This is a genomic window from Antrihabitans auranticaus, assembly GCF_016481275.1.
In the GTDB taxonomy this organism is placed as follows: Bacteria; Actinomycetota; Actinomycetes; order Mycobacteriales; family Mycobacteriaceae; genus Antrihabitans.
This window is the reverse complement of the sequence record NZ_JAEMNW010000002.1, coordinates 893,306-913,652: the sequence shown is the minus strand read 5'-3', so window position 1 is coordinate 913,652 and position 20,347 is coordinate 893,306. Positions and strand designations below refer to the sequence as shown.

At 64.5% G+C, this 20,347-nt stretch carries 18 protein-coding genes; 6 read left to right on the top strand and 12 right to left on the bottom strand.

Translation table 11 applies throughout. The features are described 5' to 3' along the window. The first annotated feature begins 47 nt into the window (after positions 1 to 47). Entirely contained in the window at positions 48 to 470 is a 423-nt protein-coding gene (locus JGU72_RS12280) for a DUF732 domain-containing protein (RefSeq protein WP_199684174.1), read from the top strand. A 624-nt stretch (positions 471 to 1,094) separates the two neighbouring features. Here JGU72_RS12280 and JGU72_RS12275 read toward each other — a convergent pair. The 4 genes from JGU72_RS12275 to JGU72_RS12260 form a co-directional block, all read right to left on the bottom strand. Further along, entirely contained in the window at positions 1,095 to 2,099 is a 1,005-nt protein-coding gene (locus JGU72_RS12275; protein ID WP_199684173.1) for a YihY/virulence factor BrkB family protein, read from the bottom strand. An 88-nt stretch (positions 2,100 to 2,187) separates the two neighbouring features. Further along, complete coding sequence (locus JGU72_RS12270; RefSeq protein ID WP_199684172.1) at positions 2,188 to 5,385, bottom strand: acetyl-CoA carboxylase family protein; 3,198 nt, start codon at positions 5,383 to 5,385, stop codon at positions 2,188 to 2,190. Positions 5,386 to 5,410: 25 nt separating this feature from the next. Next, positions 5,411 to 6,904: a flavin-containing monooxygenase gene (locus JGU72_RS12265; protein WP_199684171.1), complete on the bottom strand. Its 1,494-nt coding sequence runs from the start codon at positions 6,902 to 6,904 to the stop codon at positions 5,411 to 5,413. Continuing rightward, entirely contained in the window at positions 6,901 to 7,824 is a 924-nt protein-coding gene (locus JGU72_RS12260) for a ferritin-like domain-containing protein (RefSeq protein ID WP_199684170.1), read from the bottom strand. The genes JGU72_RS12265 and JGU72_RS12260 overlap by 4 nt, the downstream gene beginning before the upstream one ends. Before the next feature lie 97 nt (positions 7,825 to 7,921). Between JGU72_RS12260 and JGU72_RS12255 the strand changes: the two genes are divergently transcribed. Then, positions 7,922 to 8,566: a TetR/AcrR family transcriptional regulator gene (locus JGU72_RS12255; protein WP_199684169.1), complete on the top strand. Its 645-nt coding sequence runs from the start codon at positions 7,922 to 7,924 to the stop codon at positions 8,564 to 8,566. Positions 8,567 to 8,597: 31 nt separating this feature from the next. On the opposite strand, the gene JGU72_RS12250 is transcribed toward JGU72_RS12255, so the two are convergent. Further along, positions 8,598 to 9,083 carry an SRPBCC family protein gene (locus JGU72_RS12250; protein WP_199684168.1) on the bottom strand — a complete coding sequence of 162 codons (486 nt, stop codon included), beginning with the start codon at positions 9,081 to 9,083 and terminating at the stop codon, positions 8,598 to 8,600. Between the two features lie 5 nt (positions 9,084 to 9,088). Next, positions 9,089 to 9,694: a helix-turn-helix domain-containing protein gene (locus tag JGU72_RS12245; RefSeq protein WP_199684167.1), complete on the bottom strand. Its 606-nt coding sequence runs from the start codon at positions 9,692 to 9,694 to the stop codon at positions 9,089 to 9,091. 65 nt (positions 9,695 to 9,759) lie between these two features. Here JGU72_RS12245 and JGU72_RS12240 point away from each other — a divergent pair, with 65 nt between their 5' ends. Continuing rightward, complete coding sequence (locus JGU72_RS12240; protein WP_199684166.1) at positions 9,760 to 10,719, top strand: NAD(P)/FAD-dependent oxidoreductase; 960 nt, start codon at positions 9,760 to 9,762, stop codon at positions 10,717 to 10,719. Here the strand turns inward: JGU72_RS12240 and JGU72_RS12235 are convergent. Then, positions 10,708 to 11,715, bottom strand: a complete 1,008-nt coding sequence (locus JGU72_RS12235) for an alpha/beta hydrolase (RefSeq protein WP_199684165.1) — start codon at positions 11,713 to 11,715, stop codon at positions 10,708 to 10,710. The two genes, JGU72_RS12240 and JGU72_RS12235, sit on opposite strands and share 12 nt — an antisense overlap. Positions 11,716 to 11,870: 155 nt before the next feature. Between JGU72_RS12235 and JGU72_RS12230 the strand changes: the two genes are divergently transcribed. Further along, positions 11,871 to 12,281, top strand: a complete 411-nt coding sequence (locus JGU72_RS12230; protein WP_199684164.1) for a VOC family protein — start codon at positions 11,871 to 11,873, stop codon at positions 12,279 to 12,281. 9 nt (positions 12,282 to 12,290) lie between these two features. Here JGU72_RS12230 and JGU72_RS12225 read toward each other — a convergent pair whose 3' ends face one another. The 3 genes from JGU72_RS12225 to JGU72_RS12215 are packed head-to-tail and all read right to left on the bottom strand — an operon-like array spanning position 12,291 to position 15,432. Next, positions 12,291 to 13,130, bottom strand: coding sequence for a lysophospholipid acyltransferase family protein (locus JGU72_RS12225; protein WP_199684163.1), 840 nt, complete (start codon positions 13,128 to 13,130; stop codon positions 12,291 to 12,293). Beyond that, entirely contained in the window at positions 13,127 to 14,311 is a 1,185-nt protein-coding gene (locus JGU72_RS12220) for an acyltransferase family protein (RefSeq protein WP_199684162.1), read from the bottom strand. Before JGU72_RS12220 ends, JGU72_RS12225 begins: the two co-directional genes overlap by 4 nt. Next, positions 14,311 to 15,432: an acyltransferase family protein gene (locus JGU72_RS12215; protein WP_199684161.1), complete on the bottom strand. Its 1,122-nt coding sequence runs from the start codon at positions 15,430 to 15,432 to the stop codon at positions 14,311 to 14,313. The genes JGU72_RS12220 and JGU72_RS12215 overlap by 1 nt, the downstream gene beginning before the upstream one ends. Positions 15,433 to 15,577: 145 nt before the next feature. Here JGU72_RS12215 and JGU72_RS12210 point away from each other — a divergent pair, with 145 nt between their 5' ends. After that, on the top strand, positions 15,578 to 17,521 hold the full coding sequence (locus tag JGU72_RS12210) for a Na+/H+ antiporter (protein WP_307828407.1): 1,944 nt from the start codon (positions 15,578 to 15,580) through the stop codon (positions 17,519 to 17,521). Here the strand turns inward: JGU72_RS12210 and JGU72_RS12205 are convergent. Next, entirely contained in the window at positions 17,497 to 18,300 is an 804-nt protein-coding gene (locus JGU72_RS12205; protein ID WP_199684160.1) for a putative protein N(5)-glutamine methyltransferase, read from the bottom strand. The genes JGU72_RS12210 and JGU72_RS12205 overlap by 25 nt on opposite strands. Before the next feature lie 95 nt (positions 18,301 to 18,395). Between JGU72_RS12205 and JGU72_RS12200 the strand changes: the two genes are divergently transcribed. After that, entirely contained in the window at positions 18,396 to 19,163 is a 768-nt protein-coding gene (locus JGU72_RS12200) for a DUF427 domain-containing protein (protein WP_199684159.1), read from the top strand. Between the two features lie 8 nt (positions 19,164 to 19,171). Here the strand turns inward: JGU72_RS12200 and JGU72_RS12195 are convergent, their stop codons facing one another. Then, entirely contained in the window at positions 19,172 to 20,164 is a 993-nt protein-coding gene (locus tag JGU72_RS12195; protein ID WP_199684158.1) for an SDR family NAD(P)-dependent oxidoreductase, read from the bottom strand. Positions 20,165 to 20,347: the final 183 nt, after the last annotated feature.

Below are 20,347 nucleotides of genomic sequence, written 5' to 3'. Positions count from 1 at the left end.
ATAGCTGTCTTCGCCGACGCGACCGCGGATGATGGCATGATGCCCGTGTGGCCAGACTCTGCACCTGCATCGTTGCCCTGACCGTCGTCTTGACCGCCGGCTGCTCGGCGGGCGAATCCACCGAATCGAGTACGACCGCCGCGAAACCGACGAGCGCTGCGGCCGCTTCGACCGACCAGGCGTCCGTAACCACCGCTGCGGAAACGACGCCCCTGCCGCCGGGTGGCGGCACCCCCGAGGAACAGTTCATCGCCGCTGTCCGGGCGGGCGGCATTCCGATTCGCAACGATGAGGGGCTGATCGGCACGGCACAGCGCATGTGCGACGCGTTGACCGCAGGTGAGTCGGTGGACGCAACCGCACAGCTCGGCATCGAGGAGCATCCGTGGAATCCCGACCAGGCAAAGACGGCGGTCCAGTTGGCCGGAACATTGCTGTGCCCGGAAAATGCGGGCAAGGTCGCGAACTAGTCCCCCGCAAGGAAGTTCCCAGAAACAAGTAACCTCCGCTCGATTCCCGAGCGGAGGTTGCCCACGGCGGCCTCGCACAATTGGGTGCCATCCACGATGTTCGCGGCTTCCCTGGGGGCAGAGTCAGCCTGCTCGCGCGATGCCACACACATTGACATCTGCTCGCCTGACACGCATACCGTCTGCGACCGTTCCCAGTCACGTCGAGCTGTTCGTATCAGCTTCCACCGTGATGAGCGTTTAGACCCATCGCGATTCCTTACCGTTGAAAGCAACCTTCGTTATTCAGATCTTGGGAACCGAGTTACTGCTGACTCACAACACGACGACCCTCGTCGTCGCCCGGTTCGGAAAGGTCCTAGGTGGGTCCCCTGCAGGAGGACCCACCACGCTCAGGCTACTTCCGAGATCTATGGTAACCCCGGATGACCTGCAGCGAAAGGGTTCGTTCTGGCCAAACAGCGCAACCGGAATTGTGCTGAATGATCATTCGTTCAAGGCGACGATCGGAGCTCTCATGGCCCGACACATGGGTAAACCGCTGCGCGCAGGCGAGGACGTCAACGCCGCCACCTACCATCCGTGGACGATGTGCGTTCCCGCTTCCCCCTGACGCTCAGTCGGCTACGAGCCCTGGGTCGGCAGACTGCGCGGGTCCTCGTCGGGGATTCCGTCCCCGTCCTCGTCGAACGTGACATCGACGCGCTCGAAGCCTTTGGCCCGTTGTGCTTTTGCCTGATCGGTGTAGGCGGCGCGGTCGCCCGCGGTCAAGCTGACATCGTCGGTGAACGGACCGAGCAGTGCCCGCGGATACAGGTGACCGACGATCACGGCGTTGATTTCCGCGCACATCACGGTGGCAGCGGCCGCTACGTACACGAATGCGAAAAGGCCGAGCACAACGGCGAACACGCTGTTCGTCGTGCTCGCGCTCTTCACGACCTCGGCGATGTAGTAGACACCGAACTGCTGAAGGAGTTGCCAGAACACCGCGGCCACGATGGCGCCCGGCAAGACGTGTTTGATAGCGAGCGTCTGTGCTGTGCCGTGCCGGAACGCAACGACGAAGACTGCGGTGTCGATCACCGTGGTGCCGAAAAGCAGCCCGGCGTGGGCGAGTCCGCCGAAGGAACTGAACGAACCGCTCACGATCGAGAGGGCGGCGGTGGCGCCCAATGCGATTCCGAGAACCAGCAGCAGCACGAGACTGCGCAAGCGGGAGAGGAATGGATTGCGGCGTTCGTTTCGTGGGACCGACCACACCGTGTCCATCGCGTTCTGCCACGCTTGGCCGACACCGAGCGCGCCGTAGATGGCGCCGACAACGCCGATCGTCAATCCCCAGCCGCCACCACTGAGTTCGCCCGGGTTCGCCAACTGATCGCCGATCACGGGGAACTGACTGAGCGCCGACTCCACGACGCGTTCCTGCAGACCGGGATTGCCGGCGAGTACGAGACCCAGCACGGTGGTCAGCAGCAGGAGAATCGGAAACAGCGAGACGAACGCGTAGTAGGTGATGAGTGCAGCCAGAAAGCTGCCCCTGTCGTCGACGAACTTGTAGACGACGGCGATGACGAATCCGACGGGTGGAAACCGTCTCTGCACTCTGTCCAACCGATCCAACATTCGCGGCTCCTGTGGGGCTAGGCCTCCACTATCGCTGTCGGCGAGCAGTTTTCCGCCTTTTTCGCCGGATTGTGGAGCATGTGCCCCACTACAGCGTGCGTATCCACCTTCGAGTGTCGGCCGGATCGATGACCTCGTCCAGCTCGAACGTGGTGGCCGAGGTCAGCGCCTTGCCGTGCTGGTAGGCAAGTTCGACGAACTGCTGGAACAGTTTCTCCCGTTCGTCCGGATCGGCAACCGCCGCAAGCTCTTTGCTGAACCCGAGCCGGACCGCCCCCTCGAGTCCCATACCGCCGATCTCGCCTGTCGGCCAGGCGACGGTGAACGCGGAGGCGTGAAACGATCCGGCCGCCATCGCCATCGCGCCGAGTCCGTATCCCTTGCGCAGAATGATGGTTCCGAACGGAACGGTCAGGCGCGCGCCGACTACGAACAGCCGCCCGAACCGTCGTACGGTCGCCTCCTTTTCTGCCTCGGGCCCCACCATGAATCCTGGTGTATCGCAGAGCGAAACGACGGGTAGCCGGAACGCCTCGCACAGCGCCAGGAAGTCCCCCAGCTTGTCGGACGCCTCGGCATCGATCGCGCCGCCCAGGTGGTGACCGCTGTTGGCGATCAGGGCGTACGGCACGCCTTCGACGCGGACCAGGGCCGTCACGACGCCGACGCCGTAGTCGGCGCGCAACTCTAGCGCAGAGTCCACGTCGACGACCGCCTCGATTGCCCGGCGGACGTCGTAGGACCGCAAGCGATTTTCGGGTACGACGTGCCGGGCGAGCCGTGGGTCGGGAGCCTCCCAATCGGGTTCGGGCCCTTGAAAATACGAGAGGAACCGCTTGGTGAGCGCAACAGCGTGCTGTTCGTCGCGAGCTACGAGGTCGACAACGCCGTTGCGGCGCTGCACCTCGATCGGACCGATGTCCTCCGGGCGGCAGGTGCCGAGCCCACCGCCCTCGATCATCGCCGGACCGCCCATGCCGATGTTGGCGTCAGGCGTGGCGATGATGACATTGCACACTCCGGCAAGAGCGGCGTTGCCCGCGAAGCACCGTCCCGAAACCACTGCTACGAGCGGAACTTGCCCGTTGAGTGCGGCAAGAGACCTGAACGTCGCAAGCTCGAGCCCCGCCGCGAGACCACCGTCGGTGTCTCCGGGCCGACCGCCGCCGCCCTCTGCGAACAGCACAATCGGCACCCGCTTGCGGGCAGCCAGGTCGAAGAGTCGATCCGTCTTGGCATGGTTGTACTTGCCCTGAGTCCCTGCCAGGACGGTGTAGTCGTAGGACAGCACCACGCACTCGGCGGCGCGTGTCCCGAAAGTCGCTGCGCCGATCGTGGCGATGCCACCGACCAGCCCGTCCGCGGGAGTGTTCGCGATGAGGTCCGCTTCGGAGCGGCGGGTCTTCTGGGCGGCGAGAACCAGCGACCCGTATTCGACGAAGGAATCCTGGTCGACGAGGTCGGCGATGTTCTCGCGCGCTGTGCGGCGAGCCAGCTTGCGGCGCTTGGCAACCGCCTCCGGCCGCGCCGGGTCGAGGGCTGCTTCGTGCCGGGCGTGGATCTCGGCGAGGTCGGGCCGAACCAGGTCGAGGTCGGTCGAGTCTGCCGCAACGTGCCCGGTATCGGTACCGGTCGGCCGGAATACGACGAGTGGATCGCCCGGTCCGACAACGTGACCGGGTGACACGAGACTGCGCACAGTGACCGCACCGCGAGGCGCCGTCAGCACATGCTGCATCTTCATCGCCTCGAGCATGACAAGCTGCGCGCCAGCGGTGACGATGATGCCTTCCGGCGCGATCTCGACGACGGTGCCGGCCATGGGCGCGCGAACGACGTCCTCGTCTGCGCGCAGTTCCACCGTCGACTGCGAGGTGCGCGGCGACCGAGACTGTGCCTCGGCCGCCAGCTCAGGTAGCCGCCCGGCGAGGAATGTGGTTGCGACAACGCCGGATTGCACATCCGGGTCTGCGAGGAGAAGCCGCAGGAACCCTGCGTTGGTGGCAATCCCCTCGATGATGAATTCGTCCAGGGCGACCTGAGCCTTGCGCAACGCCGCGGGGAAGGAAGACGACCGCACGTGCGTGATGACCTTCGCCAGCAACGAGTCGTAGCGCATGCTCGGAGTCAGTCCCGGACGGCCGAACGTATCGACGCGCACGCCTGGACCGGTCGGCGGAGCGAAGTTCACCAGCGTGCCACCCGACGGAGTCGGCGTTCCGTCGGGGGCCATCGACTCCATGTTCACGCGTGTCTGAATCGCGATGCCGCGCATCGCAATCGGATCACCGGAGACGGCACCGCAGGCGGCGGTGACGCCCGGCGGTAGGCCGAGTTCACCGAATGCCGCCCCGGTGGCCAGGGCCAACTGGACGCCGACGAGATCGATGCCCGTCACCTCTTCGGTGATGGTGTGCTCGACCTGAATTCGTGGATTGACCTCGAGGAAAACGAACCGGTCGCCGGCAACGAGGAATTCGACGGTGCCGACACCGTCAAGCCTTGCGCTTGCGGCTACCCGCACAGCAGCTTCGTGGAGCTCTCGCCGCAGCGTCGGTGAAATACCCTGTGCAGGTGCGATTTCCACGAGCTTCTGCTGTCGGCGCTGCAAACTGCAGTCGCGATCGCCGAGCGCAACGCACGAATCGGTCGAGCCGACCACTTGAACCTCGATGTGGCGGGCAGCGTCGAACAACTCCTCGGCGAACACCGCGGAATCCCCGAACGAGCGCTCCGCCTCCGACGCGCACACCTGGTACGCGGGTTCGAGGTCGGTTTCGTTGCGCACGATCCGCATACCGCGACCCCCGCCACCGGCGAGCGCCTTGATCATGATGCCGCCGGACCTACTGGCAAAGAAGGCACGAACATCCGCCAGCGAACTCGGTCCAACCGTCGCGGGCAACACCGGGACACCCGCACCGACTGCTGCCGCGCGTGCAGCCGACTTGTTTCCGAAGACGTCCAGGACCTCCGGTGCGGGCCCGACGAAGGTCACGCCGGCACGCCCGCATGCGCGGGCGAATTCTGCGTTCTCGCTGAGAAAGCCGTAACCGGGGTGGACGAGGTCGGCTCCCGAGTCCGCGGCAGCGCGCAGAATCGCCGAGTGGTCGAGATAGGCCTGCGCGCCGCTACCGTTGAGCGCGACCGCCTTGTCCGCCGCGTGCACATGTGGACTGTCCGCGTCGTCCGCGGCGTAGACGGCCACCGTCGCCATTCCGAGTTCGTGTGCGGTGCGGATGATGCGCAGCGCGATCTCGCCGCGGTTGGCTACGAGGAGAACCATTCCCCCAGACTATGCACAGCTCGAATCACGCCGTCGCTGCCACCGGATGCAGCGTGCGATACCCCTTGCGCACCCGGTAATCGTGCAGGTCCACCTTCGCGAGTTGACGCGTGAACTGGGTCGCGAATCCCGGATACATCGTCGCGTTGAACCCGTCCGCGGTGAGGTACCAGCTCTTGCAGCCCGAGTTCCAGGTAGTACTGGCTAGCCGCTCCTGAATATCGGCGTTGAACTCGTCCTGGCGCGCCTTCCGCACGTCGAATACCCGGATCTCGTCGCTGACGATCTTGCGAACCGCCTTCACGATGTAGGAGATCTGCGCCTCCATGTAGACCAGCGCAGAGTTATGGCCCGGACCGGAATTCGGCCCGAACGTGAGGAACAGGTTGGGATAGCCCGAGACGCTGACGCTCTTGTACGCGTACGCTCCCCGCGCCCATTCGTCCGCCAGCAGCCGACCGTGCAGGCCCGTCACAGGGAAAGGCGTTCCCGCCTTGCAGACGTCGAATCCTGTTGCAAAGACAATACAATCGAGTTCGTGCTCGATCCCGTCCGCCGTCCGAATGCCAGCGGGCGACAACGTCGCGATCGGCCAGGTGACGAGCTTGCAGTTGTCGCGCTGCAACGCCGGGTAGAAGTCGCTGCTGACCAGCATGCGTTTGCAACCCGCACGGAAATCCGGTGTCAACTGACGTCGCAACCACGAATCCCGCACTTGCCTGCGTAGATTCGCTTTGGCGGCGAGCTGGATGGCCGTGGTGACCGGCGAATTCCAGACCATCCCGACCGCCATCGCTTCATGACCCCAGTAACATGCCTGCCGAGCGGCATTCTCCGCCATCGGTATTCGTCCGAATGCGAACTTCGCCCAGCCCGGATGCCCGAAATCGAGCCGTGGCAACACCCAACCCGGCGTGCGCTGAAACACCTTGACGCTGCGCGCCGCCGCCACGAGTTCCGGGACGATCTGGACCGCGCTGGCGCCTGTTCCGACTACTGCTACTCGTTTTCCCGCCATGTCGTAGCCGTGATCCCAACGCGCGCTGTGAATTTTGTGGCCCGCATAGGTGTCGAGTCCACGAATATCGGGCCAGCTGGGATTTGCCAGCGGACCTGCCGCCATGACAACGGTCCGGCCGTAGTAGGTCCGCCCGCCGGCTGTGCGCACAGTCCAACGACCGGCAGGCTCGTCGAACTCGAGACCGGTCACCGTGGCCCGGAACTGGATGTGGCGCCGCAGGTCGAACTTGTCGACGATGTGCTCGATGTAGCGAAGAATCTCCGCGCCGCTCGAGTATGCGCGTGACCACGTCGGGTTCTGCGCAAACGAGTACGAGTACAGCAGCGACGGAATGTCGCATGCCGCACCGGGATAGGTGTTGTCGCGCCAGGTACCGCCGACTTCGTCGCCGCGCTCCAGGATCACGAAGTCGTCGATGCCGGACTGCTGCAACCGGATTGCGGTGCCCAATCCCGCGAAACCGGCGCCGACTATGAGGACGGTCGCGACCTGGTTCATCGCGAGATCGGTTCGTATGTAAGCTCTTCCGTCCAGGACGGTACCTTGCCGAGCAACCTGACCGGGAAATGATCGATCGCGACGTTCAACGATTCGGCAAGGAACTGGAACGGCTGGGTGTGGTTCACCGCGAGCGAGGCGTGGTGCTTGATGATGTGGTAGACGGGCAGGCGGCGAGTGTTGCGGCTGCGCTGTCCAACAGCCTCGTAACGCCGCACCGCGTTGTACAGCTTCTCCTCCGAAAGGCCCATCGCCGCCACGTTGGTGATCATTCGGGTGAGCAGCGGGGTGTAGAGCAGCAGGCCGAGAATGACGGTCGGCTGCAATGCGGTGCCGGCAAGCTCGACAGCGTGCTTGCGAAGCGGGCTCGCCCCGAGGTGGTCCAATACCTGGAAGCCCACGGCAAGATGCCGTGATTCGTCGTTGTTGATATTGCGGAACACCTCCGCACAGATCGGGTCGTCGACCTCGTCGAGCAAGAACTTCACCAGAGCGCCGTCGAGCGCGGTTTCCAACGCAGGGATCACGGATCCGAGAACTGCCAGGGAGAGGTCGTCGCCATAGCGGTCGAGCCATTCGATGACGAGTCGAATGTTCTTGTTGGGCACTGGCATTTCGCCTTTTTTGACCATCCCCCACCGGCGCATGAGGGCCAGCTCCGCGTTCGCGTGCCGCTGCTCCTCGGCGTGGAAGTAGGTGTAGATCTGTTTCAGATCATCGAACGGAGCCTTCGGCACCATCGCCGCGAACCCCCGCGCACCGACGTGTTCGATCCAGACCAGGTCGGACATGAAGGCTTTCAATTTCGGGTGCTGCTCGGCTGTGATCAGCTCGGCTCCCGGTGCCTCCCAGTCGATGTCGGCCAGTGCCCATTGCTTGTCTTCGATAGTGCGAAGCATGTCGCTGTATTCGAACGCCATTGTTCTCCTACTTCCAGCCGTGCTGGTGGCGCTCGCCACCATTGGCCGCGCCTGCCACCAGTTTGTGGTCGCTCGTCGAGGTTGTCAAGATGTAGGGGTGCGGGCAGCAGCAGGAACCTGGGGCGGTCGAACCGCAGACGAGCGCCGGACCGAGCGACGGCAGCGGCTCATCGCTGCCGCGACCGAGATCTGGAGCGAAAACGGCTGGGCAGCAGTGACGATGCGCGGCGTCTGCGCCCGCACATCACTGAACGACAGATACTTCTATGAGGTTTTCGAAGACCGCGACGCCATGCTCGTCGCGGTGTGGGACAGCGTCCGTACAGAGGTCCTCGAGCTCGTCGCCGACGTGCTGGCGGAAAACGCGGAGCAGCCGCCCCTGGAAACTTTGCGCATCGTCATCACAGCGGTCGTCGATCGGATCACCCAGGATCCCGGCCGCGCGCAGATCATGCTCGGCCACCACGCCGGCAGCACCGTGCTCGAGGATCGGCGCGCGTCCGCACTCCAGGACGCGACGGACCTGATCGTCGCGGCTGCCACACCGCACCTCAAGTCCGGTGTCGACGAAACGGCACTGCGGATGGACGTCCTCATCGGCATCGGCGGCTTCTACGAATTACTCGTCGCGTGGCTCTCGGGCGTACTCGAGCTCGAGCCCGATCAAATCGTCACGCACACAACTCGTTTCGGCGCGGCAATGGCCACCCAGTACTTGAAGCTGACGCCCGTGCGCGGTTAGGGAGGCTATGGAGTCGCCAACCGCGCACGAGTCACCGACCGCCGAAGTGTTTGCTGGTATCGCGGACGAGGCTGTCGTAGACAACCTTGTTGATCGGCCGGTTGAGCGGTCCGGCGGGCTTGGTCAGCGTTCCGGGCTCGAAGGCGAACGTCCAGGTGAAACGGCAACCGACCGGCGTCGGCTCCACGAGGTAGTCCTCCGCGAAACGCCGGAACATCGGGGCGTTCATCTGCTCGACCTGAAATCCGTGCCGTCGCCCCTCTTCCCACACGTCGAATCGTTCGCGGAGGGTCAACAGGCGTGCGAGCTTGACGGTTCGCGTCGTCCCGACGCCGAACGGGCGGTCCGAGGTATATCCGCCACTGAGCAGCTTGCACCATTTCAGGGGTTGGTCCGCGGTCAATCCTGCCCACACCTCCTCCGGCGCAACGGGTAGCTCGATCGGGTACACGTATCGGTACGGGGCGGTCGCGACGAAGTCCTCGTCGCACGGCTCCAGGTCGAACCAGCGGGCCATTGCGCTCACCTTTCTGCGGCGCGGACCGACCGCGTTCGGACATGCATTCGTTCGCCCTGCGGACCGTACAGGCTGAGGATCTCAGCGGGCCCGGGACCGGGGTTGCCGAACCAATGGGGAATATGTGTGTCGAATTCGGCCGCCTCCCCCGCAGTCAACACGATGTCGCGGTCCCCCAGCAAGAGACGCACTCGACCCGACATGACATACATCCACTCGTAGCCGTCGTGGACCTTCAGTTCCGGGTCGCGCTCGGGCGTGCGTGCCGGGAGGACCTGCTTGAACGCTTGCACACCGCCAGGTCGGCGGGTCAGCGGAATGATCGTGCTCCCATGCCTTTCGAAGGGTCGCATGTGCACGCGGGGATCACCGGTGGGTGGCGCGTCGACGAGCTGATCGAGCGGAACCTGATGCGCCGCAGCGAGCAAGAGCAACAGCTCCAGGGTCGGCCGCCGCTGCCCCGATTCCAGGCGCGACAGGGTGCTGACCGAAATGCCGGTCGACTCCGAAAGCTGCGCCAGTGTCGCGCGACGTTCCTTCCGCAAGGCGCGCAGTCGCGGACCGACGGTGTCGAGAACCTGCTCTAGATCCGGAGTGCTGTCGTCGCCCATCGCTCCAGTTTGCCACTTCGGCAAACATACTTGCCATATTTTCCCATCAGGTCGACAGTCGAGCCATGAACGAAAACTATGACGTCGTAATCGTCGGTGGCGGTGCCGCAGGGTTGGGCGGGGCGATGGCTCTGGCACGCGCACGTCGATCGGTGTTGGTGATCGACGACGGCACGCCCAGAAACGCCCCCGCGGGGCATGTCCACAATTACCTCGGCCGCGAGGGCACGCCGCCGCTCGAACTGGTCCAGATCGGCCGTGCCGAGGTTGCCGCATACGGCGGCGAGTTCAAGAACGCCCGCGTCACCGCCGTAGAACCGGTCGGTGGCCCGTCCTTTCGCGTAACTACGAGCGACGGCGTCGGCATCACCGCACGTCGCTTGCTCATTGCCACCGGTCTCGTCGACGAACTACCCGACATCCCGGGAGTCGCACAGCGGTGGGGCCGCGACGTCTTGCACTGTCCCTACTGCCACGGCTGGGAGGTCCGCGATCAGGCCATCGGAGTCATCGCCACGTCGTTCATGGCGGTGCACCAAGCTCTCTTGTTCCGGCAGCTCAGTCCTCACGTCACGTTCTTCCAGCACACCGCCCCCGCGCTGTCAGCAGAGGAAATCGAACAATTGGCCGCGCGCGACGTTCCAGTGGTCACCGGAGAAATCGCGACGCTGGATATCACCGACGACAAACTTTCCGGGGTTGTGCTCCGTTCTGGCGAGCTTCATCCACTTCAGGCTGTCGTTGTCGCACCCCGTTTCACCGCCCGGGTCGACATGCTCGCGGGACTCGGCCTCGAGCCGGTCGAACTGGAGCACAACGGTCATGTCATCGGAAGTTTCATCCCGGCCGATGCGCAGGGCGCCACGTCGGTTCCTGGCGTGTCAGTGGCCGGGAATGTCGCCGACCCGAAGGCGCAGGTGATCGTCTCGGCGGCATCTGGACTCACGGCCGGCGCGTTCATCAACGCCGACCTGGTGAACGAGGACGTCCGAGACGCCATCGCGGCGCGGGTGTCAGCCCGCTGACGAGATAGCCCGGGCGTCGAGTCCCGCGACGAAGCGCGCCACATCCGCGAGTGCAGCGCTCGCCGCACCGCCCAGGCGGTAGAACATCTGGAACACGTGAATCTGGTTGGGCCAGTTCTGCAGTTCGCACTCGCCGCCCGCGCGTTGCTGTGCCTGTCCGAACAGTTCCGCTGCAGGCCGCAGAATTTCACGCTCGCCGACCTGAATCAGAAGCGGCGCCAAATGCGGTCCAACTACCTGTTGTACGTCGGCGCGCGGATCCGTCGGGTCCGTGCCGTCGAAGTACAGGGCGATCAGTCGATCGGCGCCGCGCACCGGGATCAGCGGATCGCGACAACCGGCCTCGGTGGTGGCGTCCATCGCGAGCGCTGGGTCGATCAGCGGCGAGAAGGCGAATGCGCCGGCAGGTTGGGGCAGACCCAGCCTCTGCAACTCGCCGAGCAGACCGATCACCAGGTGCCCGCCGGCCGAATCTCCGCCCAGCACAATATCTTCCGGCCGATAGCCTTTGTGCAGCAGCCAGCGGTAGCCCGCGAGCGCGTCGTCTTGCGCCGCGGGAAAGCGATTCTCCGGCGCGCGCCGGTACCGGAGCACGAATGCCGGGCGGTCGCAATCGGCTGCAAGCCGAGCGGCCAGGCCGCGGTGTGTGCGCGGTGAGCACACGACGTACCCGCTGCCGTGTAGGTAATACAGCACCCGGCCAGCGGAAACTCCTGGCGGACTGACCCATTCGCCGCGCACGGCGTCAGCTCCGATTCGGGTGTCGACCGGAGTCACCACGCCACGTGGTGCGGGAGAAGTGGCACGCAGTACGACATCGATAAACACGCGGGCGATGTGGACGGTGACGCGATTGGCGGGCGCGACACGCACGACCGATTTGACGACGCCCATCCCGGCATACGCGAGAGGGCTCGCCGCCAGCCGATCCAGCACGTCTGCCATCGGCGGGACTTTCGGAACCGACACTCTCGGCCGATGAATCGAGATCACCACGTGCGCTCCTTCGCCTGCGACATTGCAAACTGGAGGAATACTAGCCGATATTCACTTGCCCGACGGTCGCGGCTGCCGTTCGGAAGTCGCTCCGCGCGAGCGCAGCGCATCCTAGGCTGTGACCGCCGACCGGTTACGACAAAGGAGATCTCCCGATGGCCTCTCGTCTCAACCCCTACATCAGCTTCGACGGCACAGCGCGTGAAGCGCTCGAGTTCTACAAAGACATTTTCGGTGGCACCCTCGACGTGAATACCTTCGCCGACTTCGGCGCACCCGACGCCGGCTACGGCGACAAGATCATGCACGGAATGCTCGAGACCGACAAGGGCTTCACGCTGATGGCGGCAGACACCCCACCCGGAATGGATTACAAGCCGGGCGAGAACATCACGGTCAGCCTGAGCGGTGACGACGAGGAACTACGCGGCTACTGGGACCGACTGATCGACGGCGGCACAGTCACCGTCCCGCTCGAAAAGCAGATGTGGGGCGACGAGTTCGGGTCCTGCATCGACAGGTTCGGCATTCCGTGGTTGATCAACATCACCGCGGCCCAGGGCTGACCCGCCGACTCAAGCGAAGGCTTGTGCGAGTCGCCCGCGCAATGTGCGGCCCGAATCTCGCGAGCGTTCGTCGATGAGGAAACGGATCTCCTCCTCGACCCCCTTGCGCACCAGGTCACGGACCTCGCACGCAGCGGCGTTCAGATCGGGTGAGCCGACCCAGGGCGTGGTGTCGATCGGAGTACCGACCGAGAAGTAGAAGCGTTCGGGCCGCATGATCGGCGTCGGTCCGATTCCCCGGGAAAGGGGCGGTGCGAGTTCCCAACGGAAGCCGAAGCGCTCGGCGACAGCGCGGACCGGTTTCAGTGCCGGGTGATCCGCATCCACGAGGATGTCGAAAGCGTCGTCGACGCCAATTGCGCCGACCGGGTAGATCGGCACACCTGCCTCGATCGCCATGCGCGCGAAGCCCGTTCGCTCGTCCCAGAGCAAGGCGTACTTCTCGTTCTTGCGGCGAACTGCTTCGCGGCCGCCACCCGGAAACACGAGGACCGCCTCGCCGTTGGCGAAGAGTGCCCGGCAGTTGTCGCGATTCGCCCGTACCGCTCCCCACCGATGCAGAACCTGACGAACGCCGGGCACAACCATGAGGATGTCCTCGGCGAGCCCACGCAGCACTCGACCGGTTCGGCGTTGCACCTCGTCCGCGAAGAGCGGAGCGTCCAACCCGCCGTACAGGTTGTGGTTTCCGGCGAGCATGATGGCACCCGACTGCGGGATGTTCTCGATTCCGTAGAACTTCGGACTGGTCCAGAGCCGCAGCGGCGCCAGCAGGGCGCTGATCAACCGTTCGTCGATGGAGTTGAACCGCACATCGAGAGGTGCGCCGTCGGTGAGCGGGGCATTCATATTGTGGTGACAATCCTTGTTCGGCCGGGCGATCGGTCGCCCTCATCGTACCGAGCGCCCCTCGGCTGACCCGAATCCGGCGCATCGGTGCTGGTCGGGAGCTTGTGCGGTACGACATATCGCTGCCCGAACTTTATCAGTGGCAGTTCGATGCAGCGATAGAGAACGTCCGCCGCAGTCAGTCCGATCACGATGACCGCGAGCGCTTTCCACGTGCCGTCGACCGAGGGGTACACCGACACCACCGCAAATCCCGCCAACGCCTGGACGAGATAGAGCGAGTACGACCGTTCTCCCACGAAGACGAGCGGACGGGCCGACAGTACCCGCTGAACTGGTCCGGGTGTGATCACCGCGGGCAGGAACAGAGCTACCGCAATCGCGTACAGCGGGCAGACCAGCACGAAACCGGGGAGGTCACCGGGCGCGTGCTGGCCGAGCAGTCTCGCACCCGGTCGCACCGCCAAGTGCACGCCGACGAACGCGATCGCTACCGCAATGGCCACATACGGGCGCGTGAGCGGCGCGACGACCGCGAAGCCGCGGCGACTGTGCATGCCGAGGGCGAGCAGGCAGCCGCACAGAATGGAGAAATAGTGGTACGACCACGCAGTTTGCTGCGATCCGAGGGTCGGTGGGATCAGAGCGAGCGCAAGGACCATGGTGCCCGCGGTGGCAGCGATCCGACGTCCACCAGCGCGACCACCGGCCGCCAACAGCCCGAACGCAAGCAGTGGCCAGACGAAATAGAACTTCTGCTCGATTCCGAGTGACCAGGAGTGCCCGAACGGGTTGTTGGCGACGAACTCGTTCCAGAAGAGCAGATAGTCCGGGAAAGCTGCCTGCAGCGGAGTGCCGAAGAACTTGCCCCGCACCACCCACACAAAAACGGTGAGTCCGAGCAGAACGAAGTAAACGGGCATGATGCGGAAGACACGGCGCACGTAGAAATTACGCAGTGAAATTCGGCCGAAACGGGATTCTTCCCGCAGGGCAAGCGTAGTGATCAGAAACCCAGAAAGGACGAAGAAGAGCTGGACGCCGATCCACCCCGACAGGAACTCCCATTCTTTTCCACCGAAATGAAAGATGACAACGCTGACAGCCGCAAATGCGCGGAGCCCGTCCAGCGCGGGAAATCGACGAATAGCCAGGTAGTCGGCGTGTGAAATGGCAGCCACTACCGGCTGCCGACCTTTTCCAAGGACACATCGACCCGGGGATACTCGACAATGGGCTCGGATTTCGCCATCACAACACGGGCCGCCAGGAAGCGCCGACCGAGGGCGATCATCGGCACTTCGACATGGCGGTACAGCACGTCAGCGGCGATGATCGACACGACGAGCACACCGATTGCCTTGCCGGTCCCGTGCAGAGACGGCATCGCCGAAACCACCATCAAGCCGGCGAGCACCTGCACCAGATAGATCGAGTAGGACCGCTCGCCCAGGTAGTTCATGATCCGCGTGGACAGCACCGTGCGGACCGGTCCGGGTCCTACGACAGCGACGAGCAGCATCGCGACGAAGAACGCGTAGATCGGGCACACAGCAACGAATCCGGGAATGTCCCACGGGTTGTGGTGCCCGAGGAACTCCGAGAGCGGACGGATCTGCCATTGCACGACGCAGAAGGCAATCGCCACAAGTCCCGCAATCTTGGGCTTGGTCAACGGCGCGACCAGGGCAAAGCCACGCGGACTGTGCATGATGAGGGCGACGACACACCCTGTAAGCACGGAAACGTAGTGGACCGGCCAGCCTTTCGGGTCCGCATCGAGAGTCGCGGGAATCGCGACGAGCGAAAGCACAATGCCGCCGCACGCGAGCGCGAGCCGACCGCGGCCGGCCCGCCCTGCCGCGGCGAGGAACCCGAACGCCAGCAACGGCCACACGATGTAGAACTTCTGCTCGATACCGAGCGACCACGACTGTCCGTACGGGGTGCCGTCGGCGAACTCGTTCCAGAACAGGAGGTACTCGGGGAACGCGGCCTGCAGTGGATGCCCGAAGAACTCGTCGCGATTCGCGAAGACGAGAACCGTCACCGCAAGCAAGAGGAAATAGACCGGCAGGATCCGGAAGAATCGCCGCACATAGAAGTTACGCAGCGATATCTTCCCGAAACGCGATTCTTCACGCAAAGCGAGTGTCGTGATCAGAAATCCGGACAGAACGAAGAAGAGTTGAACGCCGATCCAGCCCGACAACCAGCGCCATTGCACCTCGCCGTAGTGATAGAAAACAACGGCGATCGCGGCAAACGCGCGCAGTCCGTCCAATGCGGGAAATCGTTTCATCGCCAGATACTCGGCATGCGTCATCGCGCTCAATTGGGCCAGACCTTCCCGCACGCCCTGTCGCGCACTGATTGTTCAGACACATCCCCCGTTGGACAAAGCTCGGGCAAGCGTAGATGAACTGCGGGCCACCACTCAGTAAAGAGTGTTGAAACACACGTTGCTCCGGACCGGCGGGCGCCGCGTAGAGGCGCACCCGGATCTCCTGCAAGATGTACCCGTGCACATCGCGCTTCTGCTCGTGGTCCTTGTCGGCGTTGCGGTCGCGCTGGCAGCCGCCGCGCGGCGGGTCGGCGCGTCGGAACCGCTGGTCCTTGTCGTTGCCGGCGTCATCGGCTCGTACTCCACCCTCGTGCCGGACATCGAGATCGAACCGGACCTCATCCTGCTCGGCCTACTGCCGCCACTGTTGTACACGGCGGCGATCAAGACGTCCCTTGTCGACTTCAAGGCCAACAAACGAGCGATCGCGTTCCTCTCCGTCGGCCTGGTGCTGTTCACCACGTTCACGGTGGCGCTCGTTGTGTGGTGGATTCTGCAGGTGCCGTTCGCGGTCGCGGTAGCGCTCGGCGCTGTCGTTGCACCACCGGACGCCGTCGCCGCGACGGCTGTCGCACGCAAGGTCGGGATGCCGAGGCGCATCGTCACGATCCTCGAGGGAGAATCCCTGTTCAACGATGCGACGGCACTGGTCGCGTTGCGGACGGCCATCGCCGCGATCGGCGGCACGGTGGCAGTCTGGGAAGCGGGCTGGGACTTTCTCGTCGCCGCGGGCGGTGGCGCAGCGGTCGGTATCGCTGTCGCTTTCCTGCTGTCGATCTTGCGGCGCCGCATCACCGACCCCGTACTCGATACGTCGCTGTCGTTTCTCGCACCGTTCGTCGCGTATCTACCGGCCGAAGAGATCCACGCATCCGGCGTGATCTCGGTGGTCATCTGCGGCTTGATCCTCGGCCACAACGCACCGGTCTGGCAGAGTGCGGCGTCCAGGATTGCCGAGCGCACGAACTGGCAGACGATCCAGTTCATCCTCGAGAGCGTTGTGTTCCTCGTCATCGGCTTGCAGGTGCGCGCGATCGTCGACGACGCCTGGCACGGCGGAGTGGATCACAGTCGGGTGATCCTGGCGTGCGCCGCGGTGTTCCTGACCGTCGTTGTGTCCCGACCGCTCTGGGTCTTTCCGAGCACCTACCTGCCGAGGCTGATCCCGAGCGTCAAGGCCGCAGATCCCGCGCCGGGCTGGCGGAACGTCGCAGTCGTCTCCTGGGCGGGTATGCGCGGCGTCGTCACGCTTGCGGCTGTTCTGCTGCTGCCCGAGGACACACCGCACCGCGAGGTGCTGACGCTGTGCGCGCTCGTGGTCGTCGGCGGCACATTGTTGCTGCAGGGTTTGAGCCTGCCGTTCCTTGTTCGCCTGCTGAGCCTGCGTGGCCCCAGCCGTGCCGAGGACGCGCTGCAACAAGCGGGCCTGCTGCAGCAGGCCACCGATGCCGGGCTCGCCGAACTCGAAGCGAACATCACCCCGCAGACGTCGCCCGACGTCGTGGCCAGCCTGCGCTTCCGGCTCACGCAGCGGACGAATGCGGCATGGGAACGGCTCGGCGCTCCGGAGTCGGAACAGATGACGCCGAGCGAGGAATACCGGCGTCTGCGTTTGCAGATGCTGGGCGCGGAGCGTGCAGTGGTCCTCGAGGTTCGCGACTCGGGTGTGCTCGATCACGAAGTCCTGCAATCGGTGATGAGCCTGCTCGATCTCGAGGAGTCGTTGATAGACCGCTTCGACGAGGCCGGTGACGACCTACGCGAGGAAGCGCTGTCGTCGACGGTGACAGGCGAATGCGCACACCTTCTCGACGCACCGGTCACGTGTGTGCCGGACCATCCCGGAATCTGCCAGGAATGCCTCGACGAAGGCTTCGTGTGGGTTCACCTGCGGATGTGCCTCACCTGCGGACATGTCGCGTGCTGCGACTCCTCGGTCGGCAACCATGCGTCCGCCCACTTCCGCAGCACCGAGCATCCGGTGATGCGAAGCGTCGAACCCGGCGAGGCGTGGCGCTGGTGCTACGTCGACAACGTGCTCGGCTGACGCGTCCCCACCAAGACGTTGGCACCGCCGTCGTCGTCTGCGACGACCTGTGCGGTCAAACCGGCGGCGTCGAGAATGTGCACGGCCGCGGCCGCCTGCGCCTCGCCCGTCTCGAAGAACAGTCTGCCGCCTGGTGCTAGCCAGTCCGGTGCATCGGCAATCACGCGCCGCAGCACGTCGAGGCCATCGGCGCCCCCGTCGAGTGCCACCGAGTTTTCGTGCAGACGCGCTTCGGGCGGCATCATGGCGATCTCGCAGCTCGGCACATACGGTGCATTCACCAGCAGGACGTCGACCGTCCCGAGCAACGAATCGGGCAGCGGCTCATACAGATCCCCCTCGTAGACCGCTGCGCCGAGCGGAACCAGATTTCGGCGCGCGCACTGCACGGCGGCTGCGTCGATATCGGCTGCGTACACGCGGCAACTCGGGACACGCGAAGCAAATGCGAGACCCAAAGCGCCTGCGCCGCAACAGAGGTCGACCACGACCGGATTGTGCGGCGACGACGCGACGGCCTGCTCGATCAAAAACTCCGTGCGCCGGCGGGGTACGAACACTCGCGGATCCACCGATACTCGGAGACCACAGAACTCGGCCCAGCCGAGAATGTGCTCGAGAGGCAAACCGGCCGCGCGCCGCTCGACCATCGCATCGAGTTGCACGCGTGACTGCGCGGCTGCCAGCAGCAACCGCGCCTCGTCTTCGGCGAACACGCAGCCTGCAGCACGCAGCGTCGCAACGACGCCGGACACGGGCGCTACCGAATCAGTGGACATCCCCAACAAACCTTACCCAGTTGTGACGCCTGCACGATTTGCGTGCTCGACGCGCGATCCGCGACGAGACTCGAAGCCGAACCGAGGAGAACAAAGTGCGCGATTACCCGCAGATCCACACGCCCGTCGATCGCGTCGAGCCTGTACCCCGCCGAATTCGCGCGCGGTTGAACGGGAAGACGGTGCTCGACACGACCGCTGCGCTGTATGTCTGGGAGTGGCCCAACTATCCGCACTATTACATTCCCGTTGCCGACATCGACACCGAATTCGTCGTCGACGAAGAACACACCCACCGGTTGCGCCGCGGCAGCGTGCGCCGCCATGGCTTACGGGTCGGCTCTGCGGATCGGCCCGGCTCGGTCCGTGTGTTCACCGACGATTCGCTGCCTGGCCTCGCAGGCATGGCGCGAATCGACTGGACCGCGGTCGACTCGTGGTTCGAGGAGGACGAAGAGGTCTTCGTGCACCCACGCGACCCGTACACCCGCGTGGATGCGTTGCGGTCCACGCGGTCGGTACGAATCGAACTGGACGGGTTCGTCCTCGCCGAATCTGCCTCTCCAGTCATGGTTTTCGAGACCGGACTACCCACCCGGTACTACCTGAACCGCGCGGAAGTCGACTTCGGCCGCCTGACACCGACCGCCACCGTCACGTCCTGCCCGTACAAGGGCACGACCACGGGCTACTGGTCGATCACCACCGGGTCCGCGACCTACGCAGACCTGGCATGGTCCTACGACTTTCCGACGCGGGAGCTCTTGCCGATCGCGGGTCTCGTCGCGTTCTACAACGAGAAGGTGGATGTGTTCGTCGAGGGCCGGCTACAGGACCGGCCCATCACGCACTTCTTTCGCTGACGCACCCGTCACCAGTAGTTGCCTGATGTCGCATCGACGAATGCCTTCTTGGCGCCGGAGATTTCGGTGTCTTCGCCCTTCGCGGATGCCGAATCGCCGAACATTTTGAAACCCCGATTTCGGACGACGTCCATGATCTCCGGCGTCAAAGAATCCGCGAACGACGCAACGCGGCCGAACGCCGGACTGACCCTGCGCGGCCGCTCGATGATCGCCTCGCACACCACGTGTCCGGCCTCTTCGGGCGTCAGCGTCGGGAAGTTGTCGTACAGCGTGGTCGGGGCAATCATGGGGGTCCGCACCAGCGACATGTGGATGGTCGTGAAATGCACGTTCTCATCGCGTGTTTCGGCCTGGAACGCATCCGACGCGGTGTCCAGCGCAGCCTTCGACGCGATGTAGGCCGCGAAACGTGGCACGCGGGTCTGCACGCCGACCGTCGAGATGTTGATGACATGCCCGAACTTCCGCTCCCGCATACCGGGCAGCAGACCGAGCATCAGGCGAAGCGGCGCAAAGTAGTTCAGCTGCATCGTGCGTTCGAAGTCGTGGAAACGATCGTAGGACAGCGCAAGCGAGCGGCGGATCGAACGACCCGCGTTGTTGACGAGGATGTCGACGCGCCCGTGCTTTTCGAGGATCTGCGCGACGAGCTCGTCGATCGCCTCGAGATTGCTCAGGTCGCACGGGTACACGTGCGCGGTCCCACCGGCGACGCGGACCTCGTTGGCCACTTCCTGCAGCTTCTCCTCGCCGCGCGCGACGAGCAGGACGGTTGCGCCTGCCGCCGCGGCCTCGATCGCGGCCGCGCGGCCGATGCCCGACGATCCGCCCGTGATCAGCAGTATCTTGCCCCGCACGACCTCTGCCAGTTTCGGCCCGGGGCGAACGAGCCGTGCGAAGCCGGACGGCGTCGTGTATCCAGTCGGTGTCGCAAGGGCCTTGCTGATCGCATCGACGGGTTTGGTGACGAGGGCCCCGACCTGCTTCAACGGATTCATAGAATCGCTCCAATCACAATCGGATTCAACTGGCTCCCGTGATCGGCGCGCGTCCCACGTCGACGGGGTGCTGACCCAATCCTTCCAAAGATCGCCCAGGTGTCGAGGTGCTATTACGAGATAGCTGCGGGAGGCGACGTGGCACTGCTCTTGTGCACGGTCATAGCATGGACTCAGGGAGGT

Bases quoted from the DNA above. Each gene is read 5' to 3' on its own strand.
- JGU72_RS12240 (WP_199684166.1), top strand. From the start codon at position 9,760: ATGAACGAAAACTATGACGTCGTAATCGTCGGTGGCGGTGCCGCAGGG.
- JGU72_RS12270 (WP_199684172.1), bottom strand. From the start codon at position 5,385: ATGGTTCTCCTCGTAGCCAACCGCGGCGAGATCGCGCTGCGCATCATC.
- JGU72_RS12265 (WP_199684171.1), bottom strand. From the start codon at position 6,904: ATGAACCAGGTCGCGACCGTCCTCATAGTCGGCGCCGGTTTCGCGGGA.
- JGU72_RS12195 (WP_199684158.1), bottom strand. From the start codon at position 20,164: ATGAATCCGTTGAAGCAGGTCGGGGCCCTCGTCACCAAACCCGTCGAT.
- JGU72_RS12250 (WP_199684168.1), bottom strand. From the start codon at position 9,083: ATGGCCCGCTGGTTCGACCTGGAGCCGTGCGACGAGGACTTCGTCGCG.
- JGU72_RS12275 (WP_199684173.1), bottom strand. From the start codon at position 2,099: ATGTTGGATCGGTTGGACAGAGTGCAGAGACGGTTTCCACCCGTCGGA.
- JGU72_RS12225 (WP_199684163.1), bottom strand. From the start codon at position 13,130: ATGAATGCCCCGCTCACCGACGGCGCACCTCTCGATGTGCGGTTCAAC.
- JGU72_RS12230 (WP_199684164.1), top strand. From the start codon at position 11,871: ATGGCCTCTCGTCTCAACCCCTACATCAGCTTCGACGGCACAGCGCGT.
- JGU72_RS12205 (WP_199684160.1), bottom strand. From the start codon at position 18,300: ATGTCCACTGATTCGGTAGCGCCCGTGTCCGGCGTCGTTGCGACGCTG.
- JGU72_RS12245 (WP_199684167.1), bottom strand. From the start codon at position 9,694: ATGGGCGACGACAGCACTCCGGATCTAGAGCAGGTTCTCGACACCGTC.
- JGU72_RS12215 (WP_199684161.1), bottom strand. From the start codon at position 15,432: ATGAAACGATTTCCCGCATTGGACGGACTGCGCGCGTTTGCCGCGATC.
- JGU72_RS12260 (WP_199684170.1), bottom strand. From the start codon at position 7,824: ATGGCGTTCGAATACAGCGACATGCTTCGCACTATCGAAGACAAGCAA.